The sequence below is a fragment of the Terribacillus saccharophilus genome, from assembly GCF_046592895.1.
GTDB lineage: Bacteria > Bacillota > Bacilli > Bacillales > Amphibacillaceae > Terribacillus > Terribacillus saccharophilus_D.
This window is the reverse complement of record NZ_JAWVPU010000003.1, coordinates 33,394-53,197: the sequence shown is the minus strand read 5'-3', so window position 1 is coordinate 53,197 and position 19,804 is coordinate 33,394. Positions and strand designations below refer to the sequence as shown.

Genomic DNA, 19,804 nt, shown 5'->3' with positions numbered 1-19,804 from the left:
GCGCATCCCTTTAATGTTGCTCTGTGACGACTGCACGTTTGGTGAACATGGCATGCAGGAGAAGTGTCATGAAAATGGCGGCGAAGATGACTGTCATGATGAAGAAAAAGCTCAAATCAGGCATCTTTTCAATGAATATGCCACTAAGATAAGGTCCGCCAAGACTGCCGATACTGAAAGTGATGCTGCAAAGCAAATTCCCGGTCGGCAATAAATGACGCGGTGTCAAATCGGTCATATAGCTTATACCGAGCGAGAACGTCGATCCAAGCAGCATGCCTGCTGCAAACAAACAAATAAGCAAAGCTATATAATGCTGTTCCATGAATATCGCTGTCCCAAAACATATCGTACCGAGCAGCATGGCAGTCAGCAGAGTATATTTGCGTCCGAATTTATCACTGAGCATTCCGAGGGGAATCTGGAAAACAATACCTCCGATGGCGAAGCTGGTTAGCAGGACAGATACTTCCGATACACCGATTTCCTGACGTAATCCATAAATAGGAAAGCTTCCGTTCAAAGATGATTCCAAAAAGCCGTAACCAAGCGGCGGCAAAAAAGCTACCCATGCATACTTCAAGGTAGAACCGAACCGCTGCAGCAGTCCTTGCTGATGGGATGCCTGATCACTTTCTTCGGTTGGAAACTCATTACGCAGCTGGAAAAGAGTGAACCAAGCGATCAAGCATAGTCCGCCTGAAAGAATAAAAGGCAAAGATTCTGAAATCTTGACTAATGATGTCATGAGCGGTCCGACAGCAAAACCAATGCCAAAGAAAAGTCCGTAAATGGAAATATTCCGGCCGCGCACGTTTTCGGCAGATGAGGTTGTGATCCAAGTTTGGGCACCGAAATGAAGAGCATTATCCCCTATTCCGATCAAAAGCCTGAGAATGAACCAGAACCAAAATGATTTCCATAAAGGGAAAGCAAACAGTGCCAAGACAACGATCAGTCCACCTGCAATGATGATCGGCCGATAACCGAATTTGCGTAAAGGTGCTTCCATGAAAGGAGATACAAGTAAAATTCCGATATAAATTGCGACAGCATTCAATCCATTCATGGATGACGATAAGCCGTCTTGTTCAAAAATAATGGCGATAAGCGGAAGCAGCAAACCTTGGCTGAAACCGGAAACTGCAACGATACTGACAAGAATCCAAAAACTGTACCTATTTCTCATAATGTCATTACCTCTGTATGTAAGATGATTTACCATACTTAATGTATAGTTTTTCCTGTATTTGGTCAAACAAGCTCATGGATTAAAATGTGACAAAAACGGGAATATAGCTGTAAAGACATAGTAAGGAGAGGTGAGGAATTTGAGGCTGACAATGAAACAGCATGGATTCCGTACAGAACTACCCCATCAAACTCTAGACATAGACGGCAACGAACTTTTTGGTATCCGGCCTTATCAGCTGATGGTTTCCTCCATAGCAGGATGCAGTGCTGCTGTTTTTCGGAAAATCATTGAAAAGCAGCGAATTGAACTAGCGGATATGGAAGTAGAAGCAGAAGTGGAACGCGACGAATTGGAAGCGAATCGTATTACCAAGATAACGTTGACTTTCATCGTGCGCGGCTATCACTTGGATCAAGGGCAGCTTGAGAAAACGCTGCAGCTTGCACATGACAACTGTTCCATGGTACAAACGGTAAAGAATAGTATTGAGATTGAAGAACGATTGGAAATAGTCCATCTCAAACATTTGAATCAATATTGATGTATAGGATAGTCCCTGCCTTCAGATACTAGGAAAAAATCTGAAAGGCAGGGGCTTTTCTTATGAAATTCGCTAGAATTCTGATAGCCGTCATGCTACTGGCTTTGCTGACCCTTCCTTTCTCCATTTCGGGGAAAGCGGAGAATGTACAGAAAAAGGATACTGAAATACCGAATCATGTATTGAATATTTCCAAGGAAAATACGTATCCGAACTCCAATAAAGATCAAATTGTACTTGAACCAAGTGAGCTTGTCAGAGACCTTACTGAAAACAGTGCTATTGTCATTCAGAATCCTGAACTGATCCGTATCCTGAATGAATCCACATTGAAACCATCACCACTTGCGATCGGGTATCGCGGTATGATTTATATGGGACATTGGCCGCTTGAATACCAGTCTGCGGAAACGAATATCAATTGGCAATATCAAAAGGTGAATACGAACCAGCTTAGCAATGCTGGGGGAGAATCAGCAAAACAGATGAATTATGAACAGCAGGAAGAGCGTTATGTCAAAGGCGGATTGACCGCCGAAATCGAAAACCCGAAAGACATCAAGCTGATGATGCTGCAGCAGGCTCAGAAAAATACGAAGCTGCCGCTTTCTTTTCAGACTGTAATCGGGAAAGGGACAAATAAGGATAATGCTTACGGTGTTCCATTGAATAAAGCGGGCATCCTCACTGCCTATGCACCGGCAGTGAATGAAAAAGGTACCATCACTTTTGGGGAAGTTTATCTTGAATTGAAAGGTTCAAAAAAACAGATTGTAGTCAAAAATGTAACCAAACAGGGAATCGGGGCATGGATTCCGATTCAAGACCATCTATCCTTCACCTTCAACGTTCAATAAAGAACAGCGCTGTGATATACTGAAGCCAGATAATGTGGTAAAGGAGTTTTATCTTTTGGCAGCAAATAAAGTGGATGACTTGAAGCAGCGTCTGGCTGCGTTCATGGACTATTTGGACAATATCGAACCAGAACAAACTTCGTTGGATGAAATCGATGAAATGCTCCGAATGCTTGATGAAATGGAAAATAAACTAAAGTAAGACCGTGCAGACGCGCGGTCTTTTCTTATTTTTCACCGCATAGCAGCCGCCGGTTTGACACAATCTATCGGTAAGGAGTGTGTGTCAAATGCGATGGAAATCAATTATTTTGCTGTGCCTTCTGCTGGTCATACCATCTTTGGTTTCGGCGGAAAGTTCGGTGAGCTACGGATGGGGCTTTGTAAAAAGCAAAAATGGAAGTATACCTCAAATCGGTAAATATCAGCAGCTTTTGGACGAATACCATAGTTATTATCTTGATGATTCCGGGGAGAAAACCGTTTATATCACATTTGATAATGGCTATGAGCAAGGTTATACAGGAGACATCCTGGACGTACTGAAAAAGCATGACGTACCAGCTGCCTTCTTTATCACGGGTCATTATGTGTCCTCGGCACCTGATTTAGTGAAAAGGATGGTGGAGGAAGGTCATATCGTCGGTAACCACTCATATCATCATCCAGATCTGACGAAGGTTTCCAAGGAAAAAATGCAAAAGGAACTCGAGATGCTTGAGGATGCTGTTGCTGATTTGACTGAACAGAAGGACATGCACTATTTACGGGCTCCCCGTGGCACATTCAGTGCCCGCTCGCTGAAATGGTCCGAAGATCTTGGTTATACGAATGTATTCTGGTCACTGGCTTATGCTGACTGGAAGACCGGTGAACAAAAAGGCTGGCAGCATGCCTATGATCAGGTCATGGCGCAAATGCATCCGGGAGCAGTGGTGCTGCTTCATTCTGTATCCAAGGATAATGCCGTGGCATTGGAGAAATTGATCATCGAACTAAAGAAGCAAGGATACTCTTTCCGTACGCTTGATGATTTGGTCAAGCAGGACATCCTGCCGCAGGCAATTACACAGTTTTAAGCTGATCCGAATGAGGATCAGCTTTTTTTATTTGGTCTTTATGATAGCATGCACTATTTCCATAAAGTAGTCTTGCCATGTTTTTTTAGATTCTTCTTTCATGTAGTCCCCTCCTCAGCCACACTCTTTCCAAAATTTATATGAAAATTGTATACTGCATATGTAGATAGAAAAAGCTGAATTATTTGATGTTTATGATCGAAAAAAGTGATTTAGGAGGATTGGAAATGCAAATCAATCATTTGAAAACTTTCGCTATGGCAGCAAAGACGCTTAATTTCACAAAGACAGCGCAGCTGCTCGATTACGCCCAATCCAGTGTCACTGCCCAAATAAAGGCATTGGAGAAGGAATACGATACAGAATTGTTCCAACGTTTGGGAAAGAGGATTTATTTAACCGAGGCAGGAGTGAAAATGGAGCAGTATGCTAAAAGAATACTGACAATACATGATGAGATGGAGCAGGAATTCAGTGAGTCAACAGAAGAAAAAGGGACAATCCTCATTGGTGCCTGTGAAAGTCAATGCATTTATCGCCTGCCTGCATTGCTTCATTTCATCCGTGACCATTATCCGCAAGTACAAGTCATCTTGAAACCTGTACAATCCAGCAAAAATGCCGAAAAAATGCTGCAGGAAGGTGAGCTGGATTTAGCTTTCATCATGGATCAGAATCAACACTATGACTTACTGAAGTCGGTTGCATTATTTCAGGAAGAAATTGTGCTGGTCGGAGCTCCGAGTCATCCGTTATCGGCTCGCCCGTCCGTTGGCTTGGATGAAGTGGTCCAGCATCCTTTAATTTTGACCGAGAAGGATTGTGCTTATAGAGCTGAACTGGAAAGAGCGATGCAGGAGAAAAATCTGCATGCAGAGAACATTATTGAGTTCGGCAGTATCGAGGCAATCAAGCAATGCGTAACAGCAGGGATGGGGCTGTCTTATTTGCCGCTTATGACAGTGGAGAAGGAATTGCAAAAAGAGGAATTGAGTTTCGTCAAGCTTGAAATGCAACTGAGCCAGCCGACAACAAGGCTGCTTTGGCACAAAAACAAACGAATCACAAAAGTGATGCAGGATGTCATTGATTTCTCAATAAAATATGTTGGATAGGAGAGAATGATTATGTGGGAAAAACAGCTTTCTGGGACACAAACATACGATTATCATTATTTGCTGAAAAGATGGAGCATGGATCGGTTGAATGTCGTTGATACGGAAAATCATAGCATGAAGCTTCCTGTTGTTTTGCCTGATGGATCGCGGCATATTGCACAACTCCAGTTCAGCGGCCCAATAACGTCCCCTGCAGTTACAGTAGCTTCTGCAGATTCTTCCAAGCAGGAAGAAATTCTTAAGTGGATAGAGAATTGGCTTCAGTGGGATGTAGATCTTGCTGGTGTTGCTGCCCATTTCATCGGATCGGATTTGGAGAAGCTGTTTTACGCTCATGCAGGGACACCAATCGTAAAAGACATTGATTTATATTATTGTCTGATGAAAACAATCATCCACCAGCAGCTTAATTTGAAGTTTGCCTACACGCTGACGAATCGATTTGTCGAAGCATTTGGAACAAAGCAGGATGATGTTTGGTTTTATCCGTCGCCTGATCGTGTTGCTTCCTTATCATATGAAGATCTGCGTCAGATGCAATTTTCGCAGCGGAAAGCAGAGTATGTCATCGATACAAGCCGTCTTATCATGGAAGGAAAACTTGATTTTGAACAGCTTGCCAATCACCCGGATCAAGAAATCGCAACCGCACTGACAAAAATCCGCGGTCTTGGAAGCTGGTCCGCTCAAAACTGGATGCTATTCGGTTTAGGTCGTGCAGATTTACTACCAGCTGCTGATATCGGGGTACAAAATGCTTTGAAATACTATGACAATCTTGATAAAAAGCCGAAACCAGCGGCAATTTATGAACGAGGGGAACGATGGTCTCCTTACCGCAGCTATGCGACTGTAACGCTTTGGAGAAGCATTGAGACCTGATACTAATATCAAGTTTTATAATTTGGTAACAATTATTACTGGGATATCGTGCTTTCGTCTGCTATAATAAGTCCATTAGTTAAAAAGGCAGCCATTTAGGAGGCGTAAGTATTATGGAAAGAAAAGATTTGATTGCACCAGAGCAGTACAACATCGTTGATGAAATGGAGCGATTCGTTACAGACGAAGAACGTAAAGCGCTCATTTGGATGGATGAAGCGGGTAATAAGAAGGAAGTGACGTATAAAGCGTTATTCCAGGATGTAAACCGCACCGGTAATGTTCTGAAAGGATTGGGCTTGAAAAAAGGTGATGCGATACTGGTAATGGTGCCGCGTGTCGTGGAGGCATATCATATTTATGCTGCAGCCTTGAAGCTTGGACTTGTGATCATTCCTGGCTCCGAAATGCTGAAGACGAAGGATTTGCAATACCGTATCGATCATGGAAAAGTGAAAAGTATCATCAGTTACCATAGCTTTACTGCACAATTTGACGATATCGAAAATCAAGACAGTTTGATTAAACTTGCAGTCGGCGGCTCTGCTGACGGGTGGAAAGATCTTGGGGAACTTAAAACGACAGCTTCCGCAGAATTGGAAACAGTTGAGACTTCCAGGGATGATGTTGCATTGATGTCTTATACAAGCGGTACGACAGGCAATCCGAAAGGTGTCGTACATACACATGGCTGGGGGTATGCACATTTGCGCACAGCTGCTGAGAATTGGCTGTCTGCTTCCAAGGGAGATATCGTGTGGGCGACAGCTGCACCAGGCTGGCAGAAATGGGTGTGGAGTCCATTCCTTTCCGTCTTGGGAACAGGAGCAACAGGCTTTGTATACATGGGACGATTCGATGCGAAAACGTATCTTTCCTTATTGGAGGATTACAAAATCAACGTCCTTTGCTGTACGCCGACAGAATATCGTTTAATGGCTAAAGTATCCGATCTTGGCAGCTATAACTTGAGTGCTCTGCACAGTGCGGTATCAGCTGGGGAGCCATTGAATCGTGAAGTCATCGATGTTTTCCAAAAGCATTTCAACATCATCGTACGTGATGGTTACGGACAAACAGAAAGCACATTGCTGCTTGGTATCCTGAAAGGTATGGAACCAAGACCAGGTTCAATGGGTAAACCGACACCGGGTAACGAGGTGGTTGTCATCGATGAAGATGGTAATCGCGTGAAAACGGGTGAAGTCGGGGACATCGCCTTGAAACTCGACAGCCCTGCGTTGTTCAAAACATACTTCCGTGAACCTGAACGCCGTAAGCAAGCGGAACGCAACGGCTACTTCGTGACTGGTGACCAAGCATCAATCGATGAAGATGGTTACTTCTGGTTCGAAGGCCGCAGCGATGATATCATCATCAGCTCTGGTTATACAATCGGACCATTCGAAGTGGAGGATGCCTTAGTGAAACATCCCGCTGTTGCTGAATGTGCTGTTGTCGCGAGTCCGGACGAAATCCGTGGTAATGTCGTCAAAGCATTCGTCATCCTGCGTGAAGGTGTGGATGAGAATGATCCCAACCTTGTGAAGGAATTGCAGACGCATGTAAAAAATACGACTGCACCTTACAAGTACCCGCGTAAAATACAATTCGTCAAAGATCTTCCGAAGACTTCTTCTGGCAAAATCAGACGTGTGGAACTGCGCAACCAAGAAAAACAAAATGCAAAATAACCAGAAGCATCGCCTATTACAGGCGATGCTTTTTTGTATATTTCTCCTTTTTTAAAAAAATAGAAGCATAACACTTGAAAGTCAAAGAAGGTCAGACTATAATAAAGTCACAAGGTCAAAGATAGTCAAAGTCAAAATGACACTTGGCCAAATTAAAAACAACCTATTGGGGAGGTAATTGTAATTATGAAATGCCAACATTGTGGTGAACGAGAAGCTAACGTGAACTTGTTAATGCAATTCAATAATCAAAAACAGCAATTACAGCTCTGTCATACTTGCTATAATGAAATGAAAAATATGTCTAAAAATCCTGCCGGTTTCGCTGCTGGCGGCGGAACGATGGATGATTTCTTTAAAAATATGTTTGGCGGGGCGCAATCCGGCTTCCAGGCAGGCGCAGACAGCCAAGCACAAGCTGGCGGTAATGGCCGTGGCGGATTGCTTGATTCACTCGGTAAGAATTTGACTGACGGTGCACGTGCTGGTCTGATCGATCCAGTCATCGGCCGTGAGCAAGAAGTGAAACGTGTCATCGAGACACTGAACCGACGCAATAAAAATAACCCAGTCCTGATCGGGGAACCTGGGGTAGGTAAAACTGCGATTGCAGAGGGACTGGCTTTGCAGATCGTAGAAGGCAATGTGCCTGTGAAGCTGCAAAACAAAGAGATTTACTTGCTTGATGTTGCTAGCCTTGTTGCGAATACAGGTGTACGCGGTCAATTCGAGGAGAAAATGAAACAGCTTATTTCCGAATTGCAGCAGCGTAAAAATGTGATCCTATTTGTCGATGAAATTCATCTACTGGTCGGAGCAGGTACGGCGGAAGGTTCCCAAATGGATGCAGGGAACATCTTGAAACCAGCACTTGCCCGCGGGGAATTGCAGCTGATTGGTGCTACAACATTGAAAGAGTACCGTCAAATCGAAAAGGATGCTGCGCTTGAGCGCCGCTTCCAGCCGGTAATCGTGAAAGAACCGACAGCTGAGCAAGCGATTGAGATCCTGAAAGGCTTGCAGGAGAGATACGAAGCTTATCATCAAGTGTCTTATACAGAAGAAGCAGTCAAAGCGAGTGTCAGCTTGTCACAGCGTTACATTCAGGACCGTTTCTTACCGGACAAAGCGATCGATTTGCTTGATGAGGCGGGATCCCGTATCAATCTGCTTACAGTAACGACGGATGAGGATGCAATCCAAACACGTCTTACGCAGATTGCGAAAGAAAAAGAAGAAGCTGCTGGGCGTGAGGATTATGAACGTGCCGCATATCTTCGCCAAGAAGAGATTCAATTGGAGCAGAAGCTTGAAGAACCAAAAAGTGAAGACAAAGCGGAAGTGACAGTTGAGGTCATACAGCAGATTGTAGAAGAGAAAACAGGTATTCCTGTAACGAAGATCCAATCTGAAGAACAAAACAAAATGAAAAACTTGGCTGCTAATCTTTCCAGCAAGGTCATCGGACAGCAGCAGGCCGTCGATCGGGTTGCCAAAGCGATCCGCCGCAGCCGGGCTGGTTTGAAATCCAAACAGCGTCCAATCGGGTCTTTCTTGTTTGTCGGACCGACTGGTGTCGGTAAAACCGAGCTTACCCGTGCTTTGGCAGAAGAAATGTTCGGCACGCGTGAATCCTTCATCCGTCTGGATATGAGCGAATACATGGAGCGCCATTCCGTTGCCAAACTTATTGGTTCACCTCCTGGTTATGTCGGACATGAAGAAGCAGGTCAGCTAACAGAACGTGTGCGTCGTAATCCGTATACAATCGTCTTATTGGATGAAATCGAGAAGGCGCACCCGGATGTACAGCATATGTTCCTGCAAATCATGGAAGACGGTCATTTGACAGACAGCCAAGGGCGTAAAGTAAGCTTCAAAGATACTGTAATCATCATGACAAGCAACGCAGGTACAGGGGATAAACAAATTTCTGTCGGATTCACGAAATCCAGCAATGAAGCAGTATCTGTCATCGAAAAACTCGGAGCATACTTCAAACCGGAATTCTTGAACCGTTTTGATTCCATCATCAGCTTTGATGAATTGAAAGAGGATGACTTGGTTCAAATCGTCGAGCTTATGCTTGCTGATTTGACCAAGAATATGGAAGAAGAAGGCTACCAGCTTGAAGTGACAGAAGCAGCGAAACACTTCCTGGCTAAAAAAGGCTACGATCCACGCTTTGGTGCACGCCCATTGCGCCGTGTCATCCAGGATCAAGTAGAAGATAAAATCACTGATTACATCCTTGAAGAAGAGAATGTGAGCAGCATGATAGTGGATTTGGTTGATGAACAGATTGTGGTAGTAAGTAAATAAACGGGGAAGAGACTCATGCCTTAGGCGTGAGTCTCTTTTTTTATGCTGTATGCTGGGTACTGCTGGTGCGGATGAAAATCCAGCTTATCATATAGCAAAGAATAGCGATTGCGCATATCATTCCAAATGCAGGCAGTATGGCTAATTCCTGTATCCATGTAAGCAAGTCGATCAGACGCTCGCGGCTGGCCAGAGTGACTGTTATTGCAATTAAGACGATTCCTCCCAGTATTGCTCCGCCAAGAAAACCAAACTTATAGACGATAATACCCAGTAAGAGTCCAACAGCAAAGAATGAAAGCAGGAGAGCAAAATCAATCGGCAAACTGTGCAGTATACTTTTCAGTTCGGTACTTGCAGCTACAGGACGTATTATATTGATATTCGATATATGCGCAGCCTGGAAAATGGCGTTCAATAGCAATTGCACTGCGGTGAGAAATGTGATCATGACCAAACTGATGAGCAAAATGAAAATTCCCACGGCTATGTGATAGCTTTTCCTCGTGACACCTCTCTTAATGGCGAATGGGAGACTTTCTTGGACTGTCCTGAACCCAAAGATTACCATGAAAATATAAGCTGGTGCTGTAATCGTGATGTACATGACATCTGTGACAGCAGCTAGAACAGATAATATTACGATGCTGAACAGCAGTATGGAGCAGAAGATGGCAACCGTCCTTTTGCTGTCGACAATATAGAAATAAAGCAACGCTTGTATTTGTTTCATCATGCCCGAACACCTCTTTTTTCTGTTAAATGAACCATCATGTCTTGCAGTGCAACTCCTGAAACCGTTAGATCACCAGTTAACTGTGGTTCTTCTGCGGTGAGGAGGAAAGCTTCTGTCGTTCCGGCAAAGCTCTTTTCTTTGATGACATGTTTTCCGTCCGTATAAGCTTTGACCTGGGCGGCCGGACCAGAGATGCAAAAGCTTTCTGCTCTTAATTCCTCCGCGCTTTTGTGGAGGAGGATGCTGCCTTTATTGAATATGATTACTTCTTCGAACAAATTGCTGACTTCGTCAATCAAATGGGTGGACAGGATGATGATTCGTGGATGGTTTTGATATTCTTCCAGTAGCACCTCATAGAAATAAGCGCGGGAAGCGGCATCCAGTCCGATGTAGGGTTCATCAAGCATTGTAAGGGGTGCTTTGCTTGCCAGTCCGACAATGATGCCAAGGGCGGATTCCATCCCTTTGGAGAGGTTTTTCACGCGGCGTTTTTTATCTAGATCGAATCCTTCCAACAGGTCTGCGGCCAACTCGTTATCCCAATTTGTATAGAGCATGGAGGAAATTTTAAGGACTTGCTGAATGGTAAGGTCTTTTTTGAAGTTATCCGCTTCCTTGATCAAGCAGACATTTTCAGTTACGGATCGATTATCGAAGGGCTGCATACCATTGACCAGCAAATTGCCGCTTGAAGGTCTGTCATAACCAGCCAAAAGCTGCATGAATGTCGTTTTGCCGGCACCGTTACGACCGAGCAGACCATAAATTTTCGGTTCCGTGATGCGGATATCGATATTATTCAAAGCTTTTGTTGACTTATATTCTTTCTTTAAAGCTTCTGCGACGATTGTCATTTTCGTTCATCCTCTCTCAGCATACGAATGATTTCTTCTGGGGAAATACTCAGCTTATTCGCTTCTTGTTTCAATGGAATGACATAAGAATCATAAAATTGCTGCTTCCGTTTGCCTAAAAGAATCTCAAGGGCTGTTTCTGTTACAAACATACCTACGCCTCTTTTCTTGAATAATATTCCTTCATCCACAAGCTGGTTGATACCTTTTCCGGCAGTGGCTGGATTTATTTTATAATGCTGGGCGAATTCATTTGTGGAGGGCACTCTTTCGCCGATTTGGATGGAGCCGTTCAGGATGGCATCTTCCAGCTGTTCTTTTATCTGGATGAAAATTGGTTTTGATTCATCTAGCATAAAATTGCTCCTTTATAAGTTAAGGGTGAATTGGTTCATTACTTATGTAACTAACTATATAACCGACAAAGAGGGAAGTCAACCAAAATTTGGAGAAAATAAAAAACAGTGCAATAACCTGCACTGTTCGTCAGAATGAATATTCATTTAGTCAATCCAATATCAGGAAGCGGGTAATAACGGAATTTGACTTCACCGATCACGGAGCTTTGTGGGATCAAGCCGAACATCCTGCTGTCTTTACTATTTCTGCGATTATCTCCCATGACGAACAGGTTACCTTCAGGTATCGTATCTTCTCCGATGACATCACGAAGTTTGAAATTATTCGTAAACAACATATTACCCTGCATGGATTCCTTCATATCTTTGAGGTAAGGTTCGCTGAACTTTTTGCCATTTACGTATAACACATCATCTTTATATTCGATCTTATCCCCGGGAACGCCGATTACGCGTTTTACATAACTTGCATCCTGATCCGGTGCTTGAAAGACGACTTCATCAAAACGATTGATTTCCCCGATGCGGCTGATGATGATTTTGTTTTGGTCTTCCAAAGTCGGAGCCATTGATTCACCGTAAACGGTGCTTGGAAAATAAAAATAAGAACGAAAAATGAATAGGGCAGCTATAACGATACCAATTGGCAGCAGTACAGCGTACAGCTTGCGTCTAGCTTTCAGGGGAAGCACCTCCTTTTGACAACAGTGTAACATATAAAAAGAGCCCATAGAAAAAACCGGAGTGTTCTTAACTCCGGTTTTACAAACAGTTTATACTGATAAGGAATTATTGGATGCGGCAGCTTGCTTTTTGCCAAACGGTGTTTTTGCCAGGTATTCGAAATAACCAGCTGTGTAAGGGTGAATCGAACCTTCCTGCCAAGGTTTTGCTTCTCCGCAGAAATGGACGATGGAAGGTGTTTCCCTCACTGTGCGTAACACGCGTTCTTCCTTGAGTGATTTAGCTTCATATTCCTTCAAGATAACATGCGTCTGGGCATTCCATTTAGGATGGAGCATCAGCCAATCCTGCCATAGGATGGCGTTCAATGCATCTTGGTCGTGCCAGCCCAGCTTGTCTGGATTTTCATTGATGAATGTCAGCACCTTGTTCGTGATATCATTTTCACGCCATGCGTTCATGTCTATGAGGAACATACCGGAATTGAAGTAACGGTCTTCTTTGGTGATCCCCATTTTCTCCAGGCGGCGAAGCTCACCGTAGTCACTGACAGCAGCAACGATATTACCCTTCAAATCAATATCGAAAAGCTTTTTGACATCATCCAATACTAGCATATCGCAATCAACATATAGCGTCCGTTCAATAGCTGGATCCATCATTTCTGGTATCGAAATACGGTAATAAGCTGCTTTTGAAATATGACGGCTGGCGATTGCGCCACCATATTCCTCCATATTCACATTAAGAAAATGAAGCGGCGTCTTGTAAGAGGCTGCAGTTTCCTTCAGCAGCTGTTTCTTCTGCTGGCTGATTCCTCCATCGATAATCGAAATGACAACATCCTCAGGGTTTGAAGTATTTTCAAGTAAAGAACTCAATGTCATACCCAAATGCTGTGCGTAGTTGTCGTCTGTTGATGATACAATATGCATTTTCTTCTCCATTTTTTTCTCATCTCCTTGGTTGTTATATAACCGGTGGGAAATGATTATAAACATGCAGAATGCAATTGTAATTAAATTGAAATCTTCTCGTTATCTTTGTTCTTCATCATCGTTTATGCTGCTGTTTTCTTTTGCTTCCCATTCTTCCAGTAGCATCCCGTAAATATTATGATTTACATATCCATAGACAAGCTTTTCTGCTTGGCGTATCGTTCCCTCATGGGTAAAGCCGAGTTTTTCCGGAATTCTCCTGCTTCGTACATTGCCGATTGCCGAGCGGATTTCAACCCGGTTCAGCCGAAGGTCGAGAAAGGCATAGTCCAGTGATTTACTGACAGCCTTGCGCATCAGTCCAAGACCTGTATATTCCTCTCCAAGCCAGTACCCGAGTCCGGTGGAACGATTCTGCCAGTCGATTTCATGGAAACCAATCACGCCAGCCAAAGCGCCCTGATACCATATACCTGCGGTGAATCCGTTGTTGGATGCGAATTGCTCGAGTGTATGCTGAATGAATTGTCTGCTGTGTTCTACAGTCGTGTTTTGATCCACCCAAAGCAGCCATTGGCGCAGATGTTCGCGTGAGCTGTCGATCAGCTGAAACAGCTTTTCGCTGTCCTGCGGTTCCAAAAGCTTCATATAGGTGGCTGAGTCAATGCGATGTGTGAACATGATTCGTCGCTCCTTTCTGTTGCTACTAGTATAGCATGTACTGCCAATTGTTAAAATTAGGAGTCCGACCTTGGCGCATATGAATATGCAGCTGACAGCATCCTATGGAAAAGGGAGCTGGAATGCAGTGAAGAAATGGATGATTTTATGTGCATGTATCTGCTTGGGTTTTGGTTTGCCGGTGCATACTGCGGCAAAGAGCAGTGATGGTGTGTGGGATTATATAGTTGCGCAAACGAAAGAATCTGATAACCTCCATATTCATTTCCTGGATGTCGGCCAGGGGGACAGCATGCTGATCGAGACACCTTCGCATTATACAATACTGATCGACGGAGGGGACGGGGAAGCGGGAGAGAAGGTTGTTGCTTTGTTGAGGGCCAAAGGTATAGAGGAGTTAGATCTTGTAGTGGCGACGCATCCTGATATCGATCATATCGGCGGGCTGCTTCCTGTGCTTGAGGAGTTCAAGGTAAAGAGAGTGCTGGATAGCGGAAAGTTATATACGACCAAGACATATCAGCGTTATACAGAAATATTGACCGAAAAGAAAATACCAGTGAGTATAGCCAAAGAAGGAACTTATCTATCAATCGACCCGCTTCTTTCACTGCAAGTACTGAACGCCAACCAACCTGGCGCGGCGAACAATCAGGCCTCCATCGTTTTACGTCTCACTTACCGGACGGTCGATTTTCTGCTCATGAGCGATGCTGAATCACAGCAGGAATTAAAGATGAAATATAATTTCGAAGTGGAATCAGAGGTTTATAAGGTGGCACATCATGGTTCCCGTACAAGTAACACACGTGCCTTTTTGAATGAAGTAAAACCAGATTATGCAGTTATATCATATGGAAGGGATAATAAGCTGGGGCATCCGACAAAAGAAGTGGTGCGCAACTTGCGAAAAGCAGGAGCAGTGATTTATGCGACAGCTAAAGGCGGAACGATCAGTATCGAATCGAATGGTTTGTCCTGCAGGATCAGCAGCGAAAAACCTGACCCGATATACGGGTATAAATGAAAAAAAGCGAATCCTCGGATCCGCTTTTTTTCATTTTAATTTGTTTGATTTGCAAGCTTCACGAGTGTATTCGCGAGCGGCTTTTTGTTCTCCTCATCAGCAGCTTGCCATAGCTGTTTGAGCAGATATTCCTCGCGGTTGCGCGGTTCTTCTTTATCCGCTAAATAATCAGCAACGCGTTTGGCAGCTTTCGTCAGTGCCTCTTCGCTCAAGCCGAGTTTTTCACCCTGTTTTACTTTGTTGCCTAAATAATCTTGGAAGTTCTGGAAATTGTTTAGAATCTCGTTCTTATCCTCTTGTGATAAATTTTCCACAGCATGCTGTGCGCGATCTTCATGTGCCATTTTTCATTACCTCCTCTTGTTGAGTTAGTAGTGTATTCCCAGACTGCGCACAGACAAACGACAAATCGAAAAAATATATCAAATGTACTAGATAGCGCGATTATTCCCTATTCGTTTTTCGGAAACCATAAAAACTGACATATCTTTTGCTTCATAGGGAAGTATCGTTATCATTTTTCATCTTCCTTTTTCGTCCCTTTTGGCATGGTACCGAAAATGATACCTAGCATACAGCCTGCCGCCAGTCCTACAGCAACGCTTTGAAAAGCGATTCCAAATAATATTGCTGTAATGATACCTACCGTAAAGGCTAAAGGATAGCGAAAAGGTTTTTTCTCATTAGATTGCTTCAATTCATAACCCACCTTGTCTTTGTTGTTTCAGTATAACATGGATGATGTACTACATAAGAAGAAAAAACATTGCGCAACATGTGAGATTTTGTTACATTAGTTAACATCGTGTATTTTTTATGGGGAGAGAAAGATATGGATATTTTGTTGAAAATAATACAGTCCACCAGTGATTTTATGTGGACGTATATTATGATGGGTTTATTGCTCCTTGTTGGACTTTATTTTACTCTTCGACTTAAACTGTCGACATTTACACAAATACCGCATATGTTCAAACTGATTGGTGAAAAGACAGCAGATGGGAAAGGCGTTAGTTCATTTCAAGCTTTCTGTATCAGTGCGGCTGCACGTGTAGGGACTGGTAACTTAGCTGGAGTAGCATTGGCAATTTCTGTCGGTGGCCCAGGTGCAGTGTTTTGGATGTGGCTGATGGCATTCCTTGGTGCAGCGTCTGGGTTTGTCGAAGCAACGCTTGCCCAGATATATAAAACGAAGGATGGGGAAGCATCTTTCCGGGGCGGTCCGGCTTACTATATGCAGAAAGCTTTGGGGCAGCGTTGGTTAGGAGTCACTTTTGCAATTATCATCACGTTGACTTTCGGACTTGCATTTAACTCTGTACAGGCTAATACAATCGTTAGTGCCTTCCACAGTTCTTTTGGCATCAGCAAAGGATTATTGGCAGTCGTAATGACAGTCCTTAGTGCGCTCATTATCTTCGGGGGCACAAAGGTAATCGTCAAAGTATCTGAAATTATCGTTCCGGTCATGGCTGGCGGATATATCCTGTTAGCTGTAGGTATCATAATCTTCCATATATCGGATATACCACATGCTTTCGCAATCATTTTCCAAGATGCATTCGGTATCAAAGAAATAGCAGGCGGGGCTGTCGGTGTGGCCATGATGCAAGGTATCAAACGAGGCATGTTCTCTAATGAAGCAGGTATGGGTAGTGCACCTCAAGCAGCTGCTACAGCCAATGTGTCCCACCCGGTGAAACAAGGTTTCATCCAATCTCTTGGAGTATATGTTGATACTTTTGGAGTTTGTACTGCTACAGCATTCATCGTCATTCTTTCTGGTCTTTATACAAGCACTGAATCGGATGGAATCGTTTTGACACAAAATGCGTTAAGCTCCCTTGTAGGATCTTGGGCAGGTATATTCATTGCCTTGATTGTTTTCTTGTTTGCTTTTTCATCCGTAGTCGGAAATTACTTCTATGGCGAATCCAACATTAATTTCATCAAGCGCAGCAAATTGTGGCTATTCATCTATCGTGTAGCGGTAGTAGCTATGGTTGCAGTAGGTTCCATGGCAAGTCTTGACTTTGTTTGGGGTGTGGCGGATTTATTCATGGCACTGATGGCATTCATCAACTTGATAGCTATCGTGTTGCTTGGAAAAATTGCCTTCCGTGCTTTAAAAGATTATACGAATCAAAAGCGAGCTGGTAAGAACCCACAATTTTATGCAGATAGTGTAGCGGGTATCCCGAACGTCGATGAAGATGTCTGGGCGAAACAAGCAGATCAGACAAAGGCATCCTCTTGATAAGAGGGTGCTTTTTTTTAACATAAATATATTTTATATAAGTTAAGAAACAAGACAGCGAGGGAATTCTAGGAATACAATGGAAACAGAACATGAAAGAAGGAGTTTTGATCCATGCAGAAAACAGCACTTCTATCGCTCGTATTCGGGGTCATCAGTTTGTTTCTTTCTTTATACGGCATCTTTTTCGGCATCATCGGCTTTGTGCTTGCTCTGCATATCATCCGAAAATCAGAGCAAAAACGGAAGAGTGAAAAAGGGATGGCAATCGGCGGCCTGGCAACAAGTGTTATTGGTGCGGGGTATCAGATTGTAGCCATCTTGATCCTTGTATTAACAGCTTGATTAAAAAGAGAGCAGCACGCAGAACAACGATGTTTTCTGAATAAGAAAGAGCATTTCATGATAAAAGCAGAAGGCACTAGACATTTTTAGTGCCTTCTGCTTTTTGGTCTCCCATATTTTTTGTAACTTAATTACCTATCATCCGTAAGTAGGATAACTTGCAAACAGGGGGAAGATGATGAAAGCATTACTAGTATACGCACATCCGAATCATGCATCGCTGAATTACGCATTCTTTCAATCCGTGCAGGAAGGGCTGCGGCATAATACAGCTGTAACGAAAGTGGATATGATAGATTTATATGAAGAAGCTTTCGATCCAGTCTTGGTGTTTCATAAAAAAAAACGCCGTCGTGATATGTACAAAGATCCTGGTCTTGAGCACTATCGTGACAAAATAAAACAGGCTGATTTGCTTGTCTTCATTTATCCGATATTTTGGGGCAGGCCGCCAGCAATGCTTTTGGGTTTCATCGATCAGCTGTTTGCTGCCAACTTTGCTTATCGGCATGAGGGGCTGCTGCCGCAAGGATTGCTGAAGGGAAAGCGAGCTGTCTGTGTATCCACGATGAAGGGGCCTGCTGTTTACACCCGATTTTATTTAGGAAATGCGCATAAGAAATTGATGAAACGAGCACTGTTTGGATTTGTTGGTATCAAAAAAGTGAAGATGTTCGAATTTCCCGGCATGGAAAAGAAGCAAGGAAAGCAGTCAGAATACTTGAATCGCGTTGAAAAGTTCTTTCATAAACTGTCTAGATAGGCAGCTGTTCCAATTCATAATATTTGTTTCTGACATCCTGGATATCATTCTCGGCCAAGCTCTGGCTGATTTGTTTCAGCAAAGACGCGAATGTGTTATCGTCGATGCGTTCGGCCTGCTGTGCAACCCGGGCAGATCCAGCTTCCAAAACCGATTCTGATAGGTTGCCGATTTCGTAGATGCGGAAGTATTTCTGTATCTCACGGATTGCCGTTTCTTTATAAGTGGTTTGCCATTCGTCATAAGTTGGCATATACATACCCCTTTCTATTCAACAAGGAGCTCTGTCCTGTTATACTGTCTAAGAATCATCATGCGCCTTGGAAGGGAAGAAAGCAAATGTTACGTAAAATAAATGCTCTGCTCGCCGTCATTGTAGTTGCAATCGGCGTCTATCGATATATCGATCATGACTATGAAGTGAATCCCCGCTTGATTCTGCCATTATTATCTCTTATGTTCTTATTGTTCACCATCGAGGCAATCCTGAATAAAAGAAAATTGATAGCGGCATTATATGCGGTGATCTTCGTGATAGCTGCAGGCGCGACTGTCACGATTTTCATGCAAACATAAGTCTTCTCCATTAGGGGAAGACTTTTTTTATTTACCCTTGACATAAAAACACAATATTGCATATAATACAATTAACATTTAACACATTGTTAATTAAAAGGGGGGCTGAATGATTGAAGTCGAATAAAGAAGGTAATCATTATGATGTCAGTCGTTATCGTACACCTGATGGCTATACATCGGATATTGCTGTTTTCACCATCACGTCCGAAGTAACAAAAGCATATGCACCACCCAAAATGGAACTTAAACTGATGCTCATCAAACGAGCTGCACATGATACCGAAGGAAATCCCAATATCGAAGCAAGTAAATGGGCACTGCCAGGCGGTTTCGTTACACCAGAGGAAACTGCTTTTGAAGCAGCGATACGGGAGTTGGAAGAGGAGACGGGTATCGGTGGGATTCAACTCAAGCATTTCGGCGTATATGACCGCCCCGGACGGGATCCGCGCGGATGGATCATCTCGAATGCACACTATGCCATTGTGCCGGAGCAAAAATTATCTGACCGAAAAGCGAGTGATGATGCCGCCGATGTGGAATTGTTTTCGGTAAGGGAACTGGATGAGCTGCCATTGGCATTCGACCATAAGCAGATCATTGAGGAGGCCATCGCTCATATATCACGTGATTTATTGCAGACTACGGCTGCCGAACAGTTTCTGCCTGAATTGTTCACTTACTCAGAGCTGCAGGCTGTCTTATTGACTGTGACAGATGATAAGGCGATTCGTAACGATCAAGCCTTTGCACGCAAAATTAAGTCACTGCCTTTCATTGAAGCGGCCAAAGGGCAGAAAACCCAGCGGACATCCAAGCTTCCGACCCAGCTTTACCGTTTCATCGATGCAGAAATAAAGCAATCGATCTATACAGCTCGTCATTAATCC

General features: G+C 43.5%; 24 protein-coding genes. 14 read left to right on the top strand and 10 right to left on the bottom strand.

What is annotated here, in order from left to right; genetic code table 11:
• Nucleotides 1–10: 10 nt before the first annotated feature.
• Nucleotides 11–1,189 carry an MFS transporter gene (locus tag SFC66_RS11140; protein WP_411218799.1) on the bottom strand — a complete coding sequence of 393 codons (1,179 nt, stop codon included), beginning with the start codon at nucleotides 1,187–1,189 and terminating at the stop codon, nucleotides 11–13.
• Between the two features lie 154 nt (nucleotides 1,190–1,343).
• Here SFC66_RS11140 and SFC66_RS11135 point away from each other — a divergent pair, with 154 nt between their 5' ends.
• From SFC66_RS11135 to SFC66_RS11100, 8 genes are all read left to right on the top strand, one after another.
• Complete coding sequence (locus SFC66_RS11135; RefSeq protein ID WP_411218798.1) at nucleotides 1,344–1,736, top strand: OsmC family protein; 393 nt, start codon at nucleotides 1,344–1,346, stop codon at nucleotides 1,734–1,736.
• Nucleotides 1,737–1,798: 62 nt separating this feature from the next.
• A complete protein-coding gene (locus SFC66_RS11130; RefSeq protein WP_411218797.1) occupies nucleotides 1,799–2,593 on the top strand; it encodes a YfkD famly protein in 795 nt (264 codons plus the stop codon).
• Between the two features lie 55 nt (nucleotides 2,594–2,648).
• Nucleotides 2,649–2,795 carry an SE1561 family protein gene (locus SFC66_RS11125; protein ID WP_411218796.1) on the top strand — a complete coding sequence of 49 codons (147 nt, stop codon included), beginning with the start codon at nucleotides 2,649–2,651 and terminating at the stop codon, nucleotides 2,793–2,795.
• A gap of 88 nt (nucleotides 2,796–2,883) precedes the next feature.
• Nucleotides 2,884–3,672 carry a delta-lactam-biosynthetic de-N-acetylase gene (gene pdaA, locus SFC66_RS11120; RefSeq protein ID WP_411218795.1) on the top strand — a complete coding sequence of 263 codons (789 nt, stop codon included), beginning with the start codon at nucleotides 2,884–2,886 and terminating at the stop codon, nucleotides 3,670–3,672.
• Between the two features lie 227 nt (nucleotides 3,673–3,899).
• On the top strand, nucleotides 3,900–4,787 hold the full coding sequence (locus SFC66_RS11115; RefSeq protein WP_411218794.1) for a LysR family transcriptional regulator: 888 nt from the start codon (nucleotides 3,900–3,902) through the stop codon (nucleotides 4,785–4,787).
• 12 nt (nucleotides 4,788–4,799) lie between these two features.
• Nucleotides 4,800–5,672, top strand: coding sequence for a DNA-3-methyladenine glycosylase family protein (locus SFC66_RS11110; RefSeq protein ID WP_411218793.1), 873 nt, complete (start codon nucleotides 4,800–4,802; stop codon nucleotides 5,670–5,672).
• Between the two features lie 113 nt (nucleotides 5,673–5,785).
• Nucleotides 5,786–7,366, top strand: coding sequence for an acyl-CoA synthetase MbcS (gene mbcS, locus SFC66_RS11105; RefSeq protein ID WP_411218792.1), 1,581 nt, complete (start codon nucleotides 5,786–5,788; stop codon nucleotides 7,364–7,366).
• 186 nt (nucleotides 7,367–7,552) lie between these two features.
• Nucleotides 7,553–9,688, top strand: coding sequence for an ATP-dependent Clp protease ATP-binding subunit (locus SFC66_RS11100; RefSeq protein WP_411218791.1), 2,136 nt, complete (start codon nucleotides 7,553–7,555; stop codon nucleotides 9,686–9,688).
• A 40-nt stretch (nucleotides 9,689–9,728) separates the two neighbouring features.
• On the opposite strand, the gene SFC66_RS11095 is transcribed toward SFC66_RS11100, so the two are convergent.
• The 6 genes from SFC66_RS11095 to SFC66_RS11070 form a co-directional block, all read right to left on the bottom strand.
• Nucleotides 9,729–10,424 carry a hypothetical protein gene (locus SFC66_RS11095; protein WP_411218790.1) on the bottom strand — a complete coding sequence of 232 codons (696 nt, stop codon included), beginning with the start codon at nucleotides 10,422–10,424 and terminating at the stop codon, nucleotides 9,729–9,731.
• On the bottom strand, nucleotides 10,421–11,281 hold the full coding sequence (locus SFC66_RS11090) for an ABC transporter ATP-binding protein (protein WP_411218789.1): 861 nt from the start codon (nucleotides 11,279–11,281) through the stop codon (nucleotides 10,421–10,423). The genes SFC66_RS11095 and SFC66_RS11090 overlap by 4 nt, the downstream gene beginning before the upstream one ends.
• Nucleotides 11,278–11,637, bottom strand: coding sequence for a GntR family transcriptional regulator (locus SFC66_RS11085; protein ID WP_411218788.1), 360 nt, complete (start codon nucleotides 11,635–11,637; stop codon nucleotides 11,278–11,280). Before SFC66_RS11085 ends, SFC66_RS11090 begins: the two co-directional genes overlap by 4 nt.
• Nucleotides 11,638–11,780: 143 nt before the next feature.
• A complete protein-coding gene (gene lepB, locus SFC66_RS11080) occupies nucleotides 11,781–12,356 on the bottom strand; it encodes a signal peptidase I (RefSeq protein WP_411218787.1) in 576 nt (191 codons plus the stop codon).
• A 57-nt stretch (nucleotides 12,357–12,413) separates the two neighbouring features.
• Entirely contained in the window at nucleotides 12,414–13,271 is an 858-nt protein-coding gene (locus tag SFC66_RS11075; RefSeq protein WP_411218786.1) for a glycosyltransferase family 8 protein, read from the bottom strand.
• Nucleotides 13,272–13,361: 90 nt separating this feature from the next.
• On the bottom strand, nucleotides 13,362–13,943 hold the full coding sequence (locus SFC66_RS11070) for a GNAT family N-acetyltransferase (RefSeq protein WP_411218785.1): 582 nt from the start codon (nucleotides 13,941–13,943) through the stop codon (nucleotides 13,362–13,364).
• Nucleotides 13,944–14,022: 79 nt separating this feature from the next.
• Here SFC66_RS11070 and SFC66_RS11065 point away from each other — a divergent pair, with 79 nt between their 5' ends.
• The gene (locus SFC66_RS11065) at nucleotides 14,023–14,970 is read left to right on the top strand and encodes a ComEC/Rec2 family competence protein (RefSeq protein ID WP_411219109.1); all 948 of its coding nucleotides are present in this window, start codon (nucleotides 14,023–14,025) and stop codon (nucleotides 14,968–14,970) included.
• 35 nt (nucleotides 14,971–15,005) lie between these two features.
• Here SFC66_RS11065 and SFC66_RS11060 read toward each other — a convergent pair whose 3' ends face one another.
• Complete coding sequence (locus SFC66_RS11060) at nucleotides 15,006–15,314, bottom strand: DUF3243 domain-containing protein (RefSeq protein WP_411218784.1); 309 nt, start codon at nucleotides 15,312–15,314, stop codon at nucleotides 15,006–15,008.
• A 170-nt stretch (nucleotides 15,315–15,484) separates the two neighbouring features.
• Nucleotides 15,485–15,667, bottom strand: coding sequence for a hypothetical protein (locus tag SFC66_RS11055; protein WP_411218783.1), 183 nt, complete (start codon nucleotides 15,665–15,667; stop codon nucleotides 15,485–15,487).
• A gap of 135 nt (nucleotides 15,668–15,802) precedes the next feature.
• Between SFC66_RS11055 and SFC66_RS11050 the strand changes: the two genes are divergently transcribed.
• The 3 genes from SFC66_RS11050 to SFC66_RS11040 all read left to right on the top strand — a co-directional run bounded on the left by SFC66_RS11050 (nucleotide 15,803) and on the right by SFC66_RS11040 (nucleotide 18,335).
• Nucleotides 15,803–17,227, top strand: a complete 1,425-nt coding sequence (locus SFC66_RS11050) for an alanine/glycine:cation symporter family protein (RefSeq protein ID WP_411218782.1) — start codon at nucleotides 15,803–15,805, stop codon at nucleotides 17,225–17,227.
• Nucleotides 17,228–17,341: 114 nt separating this feature from the next.
• A complete protein-coding gene (locus SFC66_RS11045) occupies nucleotides 17,342–17,572 on the top strand; it encodes a hypothetical protein (RefSeq protein WP_411218781.1) in 231 nt (76 codons plus the stop codon).
• A 178-nt stretch (nucleotides 17,573–17,750) separates the two neighbouring features.
• Nucleotides 17,751–18,335 carry an NAD(P)H-dependent oxidoreductase gene (locus SFC66_RS11040; protein WP_411218780.1) on the top strand — a complete coding sequence of 195 codons (585 nt, stop codon included), beginning with the start codon at nucleotides 17,751–17,753 and terminating at the stop codon, nucleotides 18,333–18,335.
• On the opposite strand, the gene SFC66_RS11035 is transcribed toward SFC66_RS11040, so the two are convergent.
• Nucleotides 18,328–18,588: a hypothetical protein gene (locus SFC66_RS11035; protein WP_411218779.1), complete on the bottom strand. Its 261-nt coding sequence runs from the start codon at nucleotides 18,586–18,588 to the stop codon at nucleotides 18,328–18,330. The two genes, SFC66_RS11040 and SFC66_RS11035, sit on opposite strands and share 8 nt — an antisense overlap.
• A gap of 86 nt (nucleotides 18,589–18,674) precedes the next feature.
• Here SFC66_RS11035 and SFC66_RS11030 point away from each other — a divergent pair, with 86 nt between their 5' ends.
• Complete coding sequence (locus SFC66_RS11030; protein WP_411218778.1) at nucleotides 18,675–18,911, top strand: hypothetical protein; 237 nt, start codon at nucleotides 18,675–18,677, stop codon at nucleotides 18,909–18,911.
• Nucleotides 18,912–19,024: 113 nt separating this feature from the next.
• Nucleotides 19,025–19,801 (top strand): NUDIX domain-containing protein, encoded by a 777-nt coding sequence (locus SFC66_RS11025; RefSeq protein ID WP_411218777.1) that lies wholly within the window; start codon nucleotides 19,025–19,027, stop codon nucleotides 19,799–19,801.
• Nucleotides 19,802–19,804 lie beyond the last annotated feature (3 nt).